Here is an 11601-nt window from a genome sequence, read left to right on the forward strand (position 1 = left end):
ATGACCTCCCTGACCTTTCCTTCCGACCGGCCCGGCCCGGTGAGCCAGGCCCTGAGCCTGCTTCGCGCCCGCCCGCGTGAGAGCGCCGGCGCAGGGCTGCTGGCGCTTGCCGCCTGCTTGTCGGTGGCGGCGTTCGCCAATGACAGCCGGGCGCTTCCAGCTCGTCCGCAAGCGCCCGTCGCGGCGGCTGCTCCCGCCGTACAGGACATGACCCCATTTGCCGTGCGCCAGATCGCGCCCACCGACGCGCAGAAGCTGAACGCGGCCGTCCCGCTCGCCGGCGGTCCGAACCCGGCCGCAGCGCCGTTTGTGCTGAAGGCCGACAGCAAGACCTACAATCGGGCGCTCGAGTGCCTGACGCAGGCCGTCTACTACGAAGCCGCGCGGGAGCCCGAGGAAGGGCAACGCGGCGTTGCGCAAGTGGTGCTGAACCGGATGCGGCACCCTGCCTATCCGTCAAGCGTCTGCGCCGTCGTCTACCAGGGCGCTGAGCGGCCGACCGGTTGCCAGTTCAGCTTCACCTGCGACGGCTCGCTCGCCCGCGCGCCGATGCGCGATTATTGGGACCGCGCCCGCCGCGTCGCCGACGAAGCGCTGAAGGGCTATGTCGCGTCCTCAGTCGGCAATGCGACGCACTACCATGCCGATTATGTCGCGCCGTACTGGGCGCCGACGCTGACCAAGAATGCCGTGATCGGCGCCCATATCTTTTATCGCTGGCGCGGTGGCTGGGGACAGCCTGCGGCCTTCACCCAGGCCTGGGCCAAGCGCGAGAGCGATCCCGCCTTCCTGCGCAGTGCCGCACTGGCCGCGGAAGCGCGCTATGCAGCGATGACGCCCGAGGCGACAGTGGTGACCACGATTGCCGAAGCGCGCCAGAACTTGCCGCCCGAGCTTGCCAAGCTGGTCGAGCCGGAGATCGCTGCCGGCGGCGGCAAGCGTATCGCCTTGCGTCTGGAGGCACGCCGCAAGGTCGAGGAAGCGACGCGCGACGCCAAGCCGGCGGCAGGCGGCTCGAGCAGTCTCAACTGGGGTCTGACGGGTGCTCCGGCCGGTGAGGCCGAGCAGGCGCCGCTTGGCCGAAAGCCAGCGGACACCACAACGGCTTCGGCAGCGTCAAGCGCAGCCCCTGGCGGCGCAGAATAAGCGCAGCTTCGGACCGGCCGCGATGTGGCGACCGTGCGGTTTATCCGCATCTCCAACGATAACAGGAAATGGCGCGAGTGACGGGGCTCGAACCCGCGACCTCCGGCGTGACAGGCCGGCGCTCTAACCAACTGAGCTACACCCGCGTTTGGTGTGGGCGGCCAACTAGGAGACAAGGCCGGGAGCGTCAACCGCCTTTCTTGGCCTGAAGGAGATTGTTGGCGCTTGGCGTGCCGAAAGTTCTAGCTCGCTCCTGCGACGACCGGCGGCGGCGGCGCCTCATTCTCCTCGTCATCCTCCTCGCCGGCGTGGGTCAGCGTGCCTTGCTCGAACAGGAAACCGGCAATGTCGGGCGTGCCGGCGGCAGCAATGACAGTCTTGATGATGATCAGCAGCGGAATGGCGAGCAGCGCTCCTGTGGTGCCCCATACCCACGCCCAGAAGCTGAGCGACAGCAGGATCAGCAGCGGATTGATCCGGACGCGCATGCCCACCACCAGCGGAGTGATCGCATTGGCTTCGATCATGTGGAGGCCGATGAAGATCAAGGGCGGGAGCAACGCCGTCCACGGGTCGGGGAAGCTGATCAGCCCGCCAAGCGCCAGCAGCAGCGCCGCCGCGATCGGTCCGAGATAGGGGATGTAATTCAACACTGCGACGATGCCGCCCCACATCAAGGGCGAATCCATGCCCAGCCACCACAGGATGCCGGCGACCAGCGTGCCCAGCGTCACGTTGATGAGGGTAATGGTGCCAAGATAGGTAGAGGTGGCGGCGACCACCTGCTGGATCACGCGGGCGGTGGTCAGCGCCCCTTCGAAGCTGCCGCGGCTGGTGATGGTCTGCTTGCGCATCGCGGTCCAGCCGGACAGGAAGAAGAAGATCACCAGCAGCGCGAAGAACAGCTGGATCAGCGCATGCGGCGCACTGCTCGTAAGCAGATCGAACATGCTGTTGGGTGTTTCCACCTGCACCGTGCGCGCGCCGCCGGTGCTGGCACTCGGCAACTGGTTGAGAATGCGGTCGACGAAGCGCTCGAGATTCTTGACCAAGGCGAGAACCGGTTCGAGCGCCTCACGCACCCGGCCGATCCGCTCGGGCAGCAAGGCGATCCAGTCGATCGCCGGAATGACGATCGACAGCAGGGCGAAGGCCATGACGCACAGGAAGATGATCACGCACGACAAGGCCGACAGCGCCGATGGAAGCCCGCGGCGCTCGAACCATTCGAGCAGCGGCACCAGCGCAATGGCGATGACGAGGGCGGCGGTGACGGGAAGAAAGAATTCGGCCCCCGCCCTAAGCGCGAACGGGATGGCGAAAAGCAGTCCGAGGCCGGCAATCAGCGTGAGAGAGGCAAGAAGCCGGTCGCGCTTGATCGTGATATGCTCGGCAATGACCGCCGCATCATCCTCGGCGTGATCGGGGCGAGAGATGGGCGCGTCCATGGCGCCACCCTACTCAGCCGCGGGGCAGGACGCCAGCGGCCCGGAGGTGGGGCTCGAGCCGGCCGCTCACCGCCAGAAAGAACATCCGGAAATCGCTCCGAAGGCTCCACCACGGGTAGGTGAAGGTGGCCGGGCGGTTCTTTTCGACGAAGAAATGCGCGAACCAGGCAAAGCCGTAGCCGGCGAGCGGCATGGCGAGGAGCCACCACCAATTGCCGGTGAGCGCCAGCGCGATTGCGGCGGCGATCACCAGCGCCGTTCCCGCATAGTGGATCGCGCGTGTCTGCCGGCCCGAATGCTCGCGCAGATAGTAGGGCCAGAATTCCTCAAAGGTGGTGTAGGTTCGCTCGGCCATCAGCGCAGCCTAGCGCGGAGCCTCCGGGCTCTCAACCGGGTTCGACGGCGGCACGGTGGGGCCGGTCTGCTGCTCGCCCGTCACGCGCTCCACTGCGATGCCGGCGGTGAGTCCGTGAACCAGGGTCGAGAAGAGAATGGTGCCGGCGATGGTGGCCCAGAGTTCATACTCGTTGGTGAGCTCCACATGGTGCCCGGCATAAGCGAGATAATAGATCGAGCCGATCCCGCGCACACCGTAGAAGGCGACCACGGCCCGCTCACGCCCGCGCAGCACCGTGCCGGCCAGCGACAGCCACGCGGCGGCCGGGCGGATCAGCAGGATCAGCACGGCGGCGATCAGCGCGTTTGCCGCGGTGAAGTGCGGCCACAAGAGCGGCAGGATTGCGCCAAGCCCGACCAGCAGGATGGCGGTGAGCGCATGCTCCAGCGAGACGGAGAAGTCGTGCAGCCGTTTGTGGAAGTCGTGCGAGCTCTCGGAGCGACGAAGGGTCAGTCCAGCGACGAACGCTGCGATAAAGCCATAGCCTTCGACCAGCTCGGTCGCGCCATAGGCGAGCAGCACGCCGGCAAAGGCGATAACGCCGCTTTCGGTCCTCGCAAGCGCATTGTGGCGTGGCCAGTCGAACAACAATTTGCCGAGTAACCATCCGACCACCGCCCCTGACACGCCGCCCACCACGACGCGGTAAACGACGTCCCGCAGCACCCATTCGCCTGCCATGTCCCAATTGATCATGCCGGCGCCGGCGATGAGGATGGCGAGGTGGACGAAGGGAAAAGCAAGGCCGTCGTTCAGGCCGGCCTCTGTGGTCAGCGTGTAGCGCACAGGATGCTCCCCGCCTTCCAGCGGCGGTCCCACCGCGACGTCGGCGGCAAGGACCGGATCGGTCGGGGCCAGAACAGCTCCCAGCAGCAATGCACCCGCAAAGGTCATGCCCGCCGCAAACCAGCCGAACAGCGCCAGGGCGGCGATGCAGAGCGGCATCGCGACCAGCAACAGGCGCAGCGTCGGCGACCATTGCCGTCGGTCGGCAAGGCGATCGATCCGGAGGCCGGTTCCGAACAGCCCGACGATGACACAGATTTCGGCCATGATCTCCCACCCACGCGGCTGCGCGACGGGGTCGAGCGCCTCGCGCACGGTTGGAAAGGGCAAAAAGGCAAGAAAGCCGGCGACGATCAGCAGCGCCGACGCGGCAGGCTCCCGGCCCGAGATGAAGCGCGGAAGCCAGAAGGCAATCAGGATGGCAAGACCGATGCCGGCCAGACCGATGTGGTAGGGTTCAAGGCCGAACATGTCCGCCGCTCAATGCGCGTTGACCATGCTTGTTGCGTCGGCGGAGCAATAAGGCGCCGGGCAAATAAATTATTCGGAAGTGGTGCCCCCGGTCCGACTCGAACGGACACGTCTCTCGACAACCGATTTTGAGTCGGTCGCGTCTACCATTCCGCCACGGGGGCACTGCGGCGCTTCGTAGGAGAAGGCGGCGCGGCGGGCAAGGCTGCGGTGAGCGGGGGCTTAGTCGCCCTTGCGACTGGTCGCGGTGCTGACGCTCTCGTCATGGCCGCTCTTGTCGCTGAAGAAGGCCGCCGCGAACAAACCGCAGCCGAGCAGCACCGAGATGAACACGCCCCCGATCACCGCCACCACCATGTGGAGGTACAACTCGCCCGTTGCGCCAAGATACAACAAGGCGCCGGCGGTGAGCACAAGGCCGGACAGGATGATGAGCTTCATCACCCGGCGGAAATCGGCGGCGGCCTTGCTGCGGTCAGTCGGCATGAAGGGGATCTAGTGTGGCGCTGGCTTGGCTGGAATTGGACATAGTGTCCCAGCAGGCAGCCTCAACTGCGCGGCGCGGCACGGCGATAGCTCAGGGCTTCGGCGATATGGAGGCGGCCCACTGTGTCGCTCCCTGCCAGATCGGCGATCGTGCGAGCGACCCGGAGCACGCGGTGATAGCCGCGGGCGCTGAGCCGGGTGGCGGCGGCCGCGTCGGCGAGGAGCCTCCGTCCGGGTTCGTCGGGCGTCGCGACTTCGTCCAGCAGTTCGCCGTCCGCTTCGGCATTGGTCCGCGGACCATGGCCATTGTAGCGGCGCGACTGCACTGTGCGGGCCTGCGCCACCCGCTGAGCCACGGCCTCGCTGCCTTCCGCGGGGGGCGGCAGCGAGAGGTCGGCTGCCGACACGCCTGCCACTTCGACATGAAGGTCGATGCGGTCGAGCAAAGGACCGGACACCCGCGCCTGATTGTCGGCGGCGCAGCGCGGTGCACGGGCGCAGGCAAGCGCTGGATCGCCGAGATGGCCGCAGCGACACGGGTTCATCGCGGCGACCAACTGAACGCGGGCGGGAAAGGTGAGATGATTGTTCGCTCGCGCCACGCTTACCGTGCCAGTCTCGAGCGGCTGGCGAAGGCTGTCGAGCACGGCGCGCTGGAACTCGGGAAGCTCGTCGAGGAACAGGACGCCAAGGTGCGCGAGGCTGATTTCACCCGGACGCACCTTGAGCCCGCCGCCGACCAGCGCCGGCATCGAGGCGCTGTGATGCGGCGAGCGGAAGGGCCGCCGCCGCTTCATCTGTCCGCCCTCCATCTCTCCCGCGACTGATGCGACCATCGACACCTCCAAGGCCTCAGCCGGGGTCAGCGGGGGAAGGATGCCCGGAAGGCAGGAGGCGAGCAGCGATTTGCCGGAGCCAGGCGGTCCGCTCATCAGCAGGTTGTGGCCGCCGGCAGCGGCGATCTCCAGCGCGCGTTTGGCGACTTCCTGGCCTTTCACTTGGCGCAGATCGGGACCGCCCGCCGCGGCTTCGGCTTTCCCGGGAGGCGGCGCTGGCAGCAACGTCGTTCCCTTGAGGTGAGCAAGCAGCGACAGGAGATCGGCCGCTGCCAACACTTCCACCTGCCCCGCCCAAGCTGCTTCCGCGCCCTGCGTCGCCGGGCAGATCAGCCCCTTCTCCTCGCCCGAGGCATGAAGCGCGGCAAGCAGCACGCCCGGCGAAGCGTTGATGCGCCCATCGAGCGACAATTCGCCTACGACCACGTAGTGGCTCAGCGTCTCGGCATCGACGACACCGACCGCCGCCAACAGCCCGAGCGCGATCGGAAGGTCGAAGTGGCTGCCTTCCTTGGGGAGGTCGGCCGGCGACATGTTGACGGTGATGACCTTTGGCGGGAGCGCAAGGCCGATGGCGGTCAGCGCGGCCCGTACCCGCTCGCGGCTTTCGGCCACCGCCTTGTCGGGCAAGCCGACAATGACAAAGCGGGGAATACCTGTCGAAAGCTGGACCTGCACCTCCACGGCGCGGGCCTCGAGGCCGAGATAGGCAACGGTGGACACGATCGCGACCATCAGGCGCGTGCCCCCATTACCAGCAGTGTCGAACGCAATTGGCCCCCTAGCTCGGCGAAACCGAGGCTAAGCGCATTGCTGCCGGCGGGCAAGCGCGCCCTTGCCGCGGCGTCTTAGTCACCTACATCACTGCCGATGACGCTTGGCGAACGACTTCAGGCCTTTCGCGACGCTCGCTTGGCGCAGAGCCTGCTGTTCGGCCTTGGCCTCTTCCTCCTGCTCGTTGCCGCGCCCTTGTCATCGCCGCTGCCAGGCCCAGGCGGGACCTTGCTCGCAGTGGCGGGTCTGACCCTGATCCTTCGCACCAGTTTGTGGGCCAAGCGCCGCTATGTGCGTTTCAAGCGCTGGCAGCCACGCGCGGGAAGCTGGTTCGACTGGGGCCTGCGCCGCGGCAGCGCCAAACGGCGGGAGGCGCTAAGGAAGGAGCGCGAGCGGCAGGAGTCGCCGCCTCCGTCCGAAGTCCCGCGCATCGACGATCCGCTGCCCAAGGCCGGATTCGAGCTGGCGCCGATCGATCCGACGCCGACCGAGACGGCCCCGGCCGAGGCAGCGGCCAGCGCCGAAGAGGCTCCGCGGCATTGACTTGGGCGACCACCTTGCGTAGGGGCGCGTCAAGCAATGCGGCTGCCCCTGATTGGGCGGCCCTTTTTGTTCCAAACTTGAAGGCAATGAGCGATGAAGCGCACTTTTCAGCCCAGCAATCTCGTCCGCAAGCGGCGTCACGGCTTCCGCACGCGCTCGGCGACGGTTGGCGGCCGCAAGGTGCTGGCAGCCCGCCGTGCGCGCGGCCGCAAGAAGCTCAGCGCTTAATCACCTTACGAAAGCGCGCTGATTTCCTGGCTGCGAACAGCGGCCGGCGCGCTGCCATGCCCGGCTTTGTTCTGCTGGTCCGCCCCCGCGGCGACGGCAGCGACCAGATGCGCATCGGCTACACCGTCAGCAAGAAAGTCGGCAATGCGGTTGTGCGCAACCGCATGAAGCGGCGCCTGCGGGCGCTTGCTGCGGAACTGCTACCGGAGAGCGGTGTGCGCGGCGCGGATCATGTGCTGATCGGCCGTCAGAGCGGCATCGAGCGCGACTATGCGCTGCTGCGCGCCGAGCTGACCAAGGCGCTGGCCAAGGTCGTCCGGACGTGATCGCCAAGCTCCTGATCCTGATCGCGCGCGGCTGGCAGATCGGCCCTTCCGCCATCCTGCCGCCATCCTGCCGTTTCCAGCCCAGCTGTTCCGCCTATGCAATCACGGCGCTCAGTCGCTATGGGGCGCTGCGCGGAAGCTGGCTGGCCCTGAAGAGAATCGGCCGCTGTCACCCGTGGGGCGGCCAAGGCCCCGACCCGGTACCCTGACGAGGACATGATCTGACGTGAGCAGCGATACCCGCAACATGATCCTCGCCATCGTGCTGAGCGCCGCCGTGCTGCTCGGCTGGGGCCTGTTCTCCGAGAAGTATTTCCCGGCGCCAAAGCCGGCGGTCACCGCGACCAAGAGCGGCGCGCCGACGCAGCCCGCGGGTCCGGCTGGTACGCCCGCCGCCCCGGCCGCCGCTGCGCAGGCCCCAGCCTTGACCCGCGCCCAGGCGCTGCGAGGCGTCCCGCGCGTCGCGATCCAGACGCCGAGCCTGGTGGGCTCCTTGAGCCTCAAGGGCGCGACCTTCGACGACCTGCGCATGGTGACCCACACCGACCGCGTCGGCAACAATGCCCAACCCGCCCGCCTGCTGAGCCCGGCCGGCGCGCAAGGCTCCTATTTCGCGCGCTTCGGCTGGACTGGCCAAGGCGTTGCGGTGCCCGACGCCAACACCGTCTGGACCCCGAGTGCGACGACGCTGACTCCCGGCAAGCCGGTGACCTTGAGCTGGACCAACCCGACCGGTCAGCGTTTCGAGCTGATCGTGGCGGTGGACGATGGCTATCTGTTCACGGTCAACCAGAAGGTCTCTAACCTTGGCGATGGCCCCGTCGCGGTGCGGCCTTTCGGGCTGCTCAGCCGCGCCAATGCCGGACCCGATGCCAAGTCGGACGGCTGGACCCACCATGTCGGTCCGATGGGCGTGTTCGACGGCCGCGCCGAATATGAAGTCAATTACGGCACCCTCGACGAGGAGTCCTCAAAGCGCTTCTCAGGCAACAGCGGCTGGCTCGGCTTTACCGATAAGTATTGGCTGACTGCGCTCGCGCCGGCCGGCGAGGCGCCGCTGCAGGCCACCCTGCGCAAGGGCACCGGCACCAGCTATCAGGCCGACTATGCGCTGGAGCCGACGGTCGTCGCGCCCGGCCGGGCGATCCAGGCGACCACGCATCTGTTCGCCGGCGCCAAGGAGAAGAAGTGGCTCGACAGCTATGAGGCGTCGGGCGCCGTGCCCTTGATCTCCGATTCGATCGACTGGGGCTGGTTCGAATGGTTCATGCGGCCGATCTTCGCGCTGCTGATCTGGCTGTTCCACACCATCGGCAACTTCGGCTGGGCGATCATCGCGCTGACCTTCATCGTCCGCCTGATCATGTACCCGATCTTCGACCGCCAGTTCCGCTCGATGGCGGCGATGCGGGCGATGCAGCCGAAGATGAAGGAGATCCAGGAGCGTCACAAGGACGACCGGACCAAGATGCAGACCGAGCTGCTCGAGCTCTACAAGCGGGAGAAGATCAATCCTGCGGCCGGCTGTCTTCCGATCTTCCTCCAGATTCCGGTTTTCTACGCGCTCTACAAGGTGCTGACGGTGACGGTCGAGATGCGCCACCAGCCGTGGGCGCTGTGGATCAAGGACCTGTCCGCGCCTGACCCGCTGACCCCGGTCAACCTGTTCGGGCTGCTCAACTTCGACCCGCCGGGCCTGTTGCATCTTGGCGTGCTGCCGATCCTGCTGGGCATCACCATGTACCTGCAGTTCAAGCTCAACCCGGCGCCGATGGATGACGTCCAGAAGCAGATCTTCTCGATCATGCCGTGGGTGATGATGTTCGCCATGGCCCCGTTCGCGGCCGGGCTGCAGCTCTACTGGGTGGTGTCCAACATCCTCGGCATCGTCCAGCAGAAGTATCTCTACTCCAAGTATGACGCCGAGAAGATCGCGGCCAAAGCCGGCGTGGCAACGGTGAAGACCTGATGGACGAGCCTGCCCCCGATCTCACCGAACGCGCGCGCAAACTGTTCGCGGGTCCGGTCGAGTTCCTCAAGTCCGCGCCGGGGCTCGAATTCCTGCCGGGCGCCGACGTGCCGGAGATCGCCTTTGCCGGCCGCTCCAACGTCGGCAAGAGCTCGCTGCTGAACGCCATCACCGGGCGCAACAAGCTGGCGCGCACGTCCAACACGCCGGGCCGGACGCAGGAGCTGAACTTCTTCGACGTCGGCTCGCCGCTCACCCTGCGGCTGGTCGACATGCCGGGATACGGCTTTGCCGAAGCGCCGCGCGACATGGTCAAGCGCTGGCGCTTCCTGGTCAACGATTACCTCCGCGGCCGCCAGGTCCTGAAGCGCGCGGTGGTGCTGATCGACAGCCGCCACGGGGTGAAACCGGTCGACCGCGAGATCATGGACATGCTCGATGCCGCCGCCGTCGGTTATCGCCTCGTCCTGACCAAGGCTGACAAGATCAAGGCAACCGAGCTTGACGCCGTGAAGATCGCGACCGAAGCGGAAGCCCGCAAACGCCCCGCCGCGTTTCCGCAGCTGATTGCCACTTCGTCCGAAAAAGGCATGGGTCTGGCGGAAGTGCGGGCCGCGGTGCTCGAGGATGCGTTGAGCTAATTCACCAGTACGTCGGAGACCCACTTGCTCAAGCTCATCATCGGCAACAAGGCCTATTCCTCCTGGTCGATGCGCGGCTGGCTGGCGCTGAAAGCGTCGAACCTCGACTTTGAAGAACTGGTGGTGCCGCTATACGACGGCGGGTGGGACGAACGGCGCGAAGGCGATGAATTCGCCCCCTCGTCGGGCAAGGTGCCGCTGTTGTGGCACGACGATCTCGTCGTCTGGGACAGCCTCGCGATCGTCGAATATTGCGCCGACCTGACGGAAATCCGCCGCTACTGGCCGGACGATCTGGCCGCGCGCGCCATGGCCCGGTCGATGGCCGCCGAAATGCACTCGGGCTTCGCATCGCTGCGCCGCGAATGCCCGATGAATGTACGGCGCAACGTGCCGATGCCCGATCTCAGCCAGGAAACCATCGCCGACATCAACCGCATCCTCGTGCTGTGGGCGCAGGCCCGCGCGCGGCATGGCGGCGACGGTCCGTTCCTGTTCGGCGAATGGAGCGCGGCGGACATGATGTATGCGCCGGTGGTGACCCGCTTCCTCACCTATTCGATTCCCGTGCCGCCCTTCGCCAGGCAGTATATGTCCGATGTCCTTCGCCATCCCCACGTCGCCGAATGGATCGAATCGGCGCAGGACGAGCCGTGGGTCATCGAACAATATGAGGGCGATCAGGGAACCGCCTGACGACCCATTCGCTTCGGAAGAGTGCGTAAATTTTTCCTTATCGCCGCGGTATTTACCGCGTCCGCCTGTGCCACTCCAAGGGAGCGGATCGCGGATAGCCTGACCGGCTATGGCCTCGACGAAGCCCGCGCGGATTGCGTCGGCGCGGAGCTTCAGCGCCACCTCTCGCTCGGACAGTTGCAAGAGCTCGCCGCCGCAGCCCGCGCCTTTCGCGAGCGTGACCCCAACCCGTCGCGCCTTACGGTGGACGATCTGCTCCGCGTCGCCAGCCAGGTGCGTGATCCCCGCGTTTCGATCGAGGTCGCCAAGGCCGCCGGCCGCTGCCGCCTGACGCCGCTGGGCTTCGCCCCCGCCAAGCTCGACATGGACGACGCCTGAGGGCGATCAGCTGAGCGGGGTGCCGTCCTTGCGGGTATAGCGCCCGTCGGCGGTGAAGCGCATGTCGATGTCGCTATAGCCCCCACTCACCGGCGAACCGCTGCCGACCACCAGGAAACGGCACTCGGCATCGCTGTCGTTGCGAAGGTGGTGGCCGTCTCCCGTCCCCTTCGGAAAGGCGGCAATGTCGCCGGGTCGAAGCACCGTGGCGCCTGAATCCTCGACCAGCACGGCTTCGCCCTCCAGCATGACAACTAGCTCGTCCTCGCAATTGTGCCAGTGGCTTTGGCTCGACCAGGCGCCGGGTTCGAGCCGGACGAGGCTCGCGCCGAAGTCGGAAAGGCCGGAGGCAGGCGAAAGGCGGCGGTACCAGCGTCCTTTCACCGCCTCGTCGTGCGGCGGCGGATAGCCGGTGCGGTTGACCTCCTCGATCGCCCCCAGGTCCAGTTTCGGCATCGCTTTCCCCATGCTAGCGC

15 protein-coding genes and 2 tRNA genes are annotated in these 11601 nt (G+C 66.6%); 9 read left to right on the plus strand and 8 right to left on the minus strand.

Translation table 11 applies throughout. The features are described 5' to 3' along the window. The gene (locus ACP69Z_RS12380) at positions 1–1146 is read left to right on the plus strand and encodes a cell wall hydrolase (protein ID WP_426267779.1); all 1146 of its coding nucleotides are present in this window, start codon (positions 1–3) and stop codon (positions 1144–1146) included. A gap of 69 nt (positions 1147–1215) precedes the next feature. Here the strand turns inward: ACP69Z_RS12380 and ACP69Z_RS12385 are convergent. From ACP69Z_RS12385 to ACP69Z_RS12415, 7 genes are all read right to left on the minus strand, one after another. Further along, positions 1216–1292, minus strand: a tRNA-Asp gene (locus ACP69Z_RS12385). Between the two features lie 96 nt (positions 1293–1388). Further along, positions 1389–2594, minus strand: coding sequence for an AI-2E family transporter (locus ACP69Z_RS12390; protein ID WP_426267780.1), 1206 nt, complete (start codon positions 2592–2594; stop codon positions 1389–1391). Positions 2595–2607: 13 nt separating this feature from the next. Next, the gene (locus ACP69Z_RS12395; RefSeq protein ID WP_426267781.1) at positions 2608–2949 is read right to left on the minus strand and encodes an Mpo1-like protein; all 342 of its coding nucleotides are present in this window, start codon (positions 2947–2949) and stop codon (positions 2608–2610) included. A 9-nt stretch (positions 2950–2958) separates the two neighbouring features. Beyond that, a complete protein-coding gene (locus ACP69Z_RS12400; RefSeq protein WP_426267782.1) occupies positions 2959–4248 on the minus strand; it encodes a cation:proton antiporter in 1290 nt (429 codons plus the stop codon). 80 nt (positions 4249–4328) lie between these two features. Continuing rightward, positions 4329–4412 (minus strand) — tRNA-Leu (locus tag ACP69Z_RS12405). 58 nt (positions 4413–4470) lie between these two features. After that, complete coding sequence (locus ACP69Z_RS12410; RefSeq protein ID WP_426267783.1) at positions 4471–4734, minus strand: hypothetical protein; 264 nt, start codon at positions 4732–4734, stop codon at positions 4471–4473. Between the two features lie 62 nt (positions 4735–4796). Next, complete coding sequence (locus tag ACP69Z_RS12415) at positions 4797–6305, minus strand: YifB family Mg chelatase-like AAA ATPase (RefSeq protein ID WP_426267784.1); 1509 nt, start codon at positions 6303–6305, stop codon at positions 4797–4799. Positions 6306–6440: 135 nt separating this feature from the next. On the opposite strand from ACP69Z_RS12415, the gene ACP69Z_RS12420 reads away from it, so the two are divergent. The 8 genes from ACP69Z_RS12420 to ACP69Z_RS12455 all read left to right on the plus strand — a co-directional run bounded on the left by ACP69Z_RS12420 (position 6441) and on the right by ACP69Z_RS12455 (position 11125). Next, positions 6441–6887 (plus strand): hypothetical protein, encoded by a 447-nt coding sequence (locus tag ACP69Z_RS12420; protein ID WP_426267785.1) that lies wholly within the window; start codon positions 6441–6443, stop codon positions 6885–6887. A 93-nt stretch (positions 6888–6980) separates the two neighbouring features. Continuing rightward, a complete protein-coding gene (gene rpmH, locus ACP69Z_RS12425; protein WP_085219331.1) occupies positions 6981–7115 on the plus strand; it encodes a 50S ribosomal protein L34 in 135 nt (44 codons plus the stop codon). Beyond that, positions 7115–7441 (plus strand): ribonuclease P protein component, encoded by a 327-nt coding sequence (gene rnpA, locus ACP69Z_RS12430; protein WP_426268105.1) that lies wholly within the window; start codon positions 7115–7117, stop codon positions 7439–7441. The genes rpmH and rnpA overlap by 1 nt, the downstream gene beginning before the upstream one ends. Continuing rightward, on the plus strand, positions 7438–7650 hold the full coding sequence (gene yidD / locus ACP69Z_RS12435; protein ID WP_426267786.1) for a membrane protein insertion efficiency factor YidD: 213 nt from the start codon (positions 7438–7440) through the stop codon (positions 7648–7650). The genes rnpA and yidD overlap by 4 nt, the downstream gene beginning before the upstream one ends. A 17-nt stretch (positions 7651–7667) precedes the next feature. Beyond that, positions 7668–9410 (plus strand): membrane protein insertase YidC, encoded by a 1743-nt coding sequence (gene yidC, locus ACP69Z_RS12440; protein WP_426267787.1) that lies wholly within the window; start codon positions 7668–7670, stop codon positions 9408–9410. Then, positions 9410–10051, plus strand: coding sequence for a ribosome biogenesis GTP-binding protein YihA/YsxC (gene yihA / locus ACP69Z_RS12445; RefSeq protein ID WP_426267788.1), 642 nt, complete (start codon positions 9410–9412; stop codon positions 10049–10051). The genes yidC and yihA overlap by 1 nt, the downstream gene beginning before the upstream one ends. Positions 10052–10075: 24 nt before the next feature. Then, a complete protein-coding gene (locus tag ACP69Z_RS12450; RefSeq protein WP_426267789.1) occupies positions 10076–10747 on the plus strand; it encodes a glutathione S-transferase family protein in 672 nt (223 codons plus the stop codon). Positions 10748–10768: 21 nt separating this feature from the next. Then, the gene (locus ACP69Z_RS12455; RefSeq protein ID WP_426267790.1) at positions 10769–11125 is read left to right on the plus strand and encodes a hypothetical protein; all 357 of its coding nucleotides are present in this window, start codon (positions 10769–10771) and stop codon (positions 11123–11125) included. A gap of 6 nt (positions 11126–11131) precedes the next feature. Here the strand turns inward: ACP69Z_RS12455 and ACP69Z_RS12460 are convergent, their stop codons facing one another. Continuing rightward, positions 11132–11581 (minus strand): cupin domain-containing protein, encoded by a 450-nt coding sequence (locus ACP69Z_RS12460; RefSeq protein ID WP_426267791.1) that lies wholly within the window; start codon positions 11579–11581, stop codon positions 11132–11134. Positions 11582–11601: the final 20 nt, after the last annotated feature.

Source organism: Sphingomonas sp. LHG3443-2, assembly GCF_049896405.1.
In the GTDB taxonomy this organism is placed as follows: domain Bacteria; phylum Pseudomonadota; class Alphaproteobacteria; order Sphingomonadales; family Sphingomonadaceae; genus Sphingomicrobium.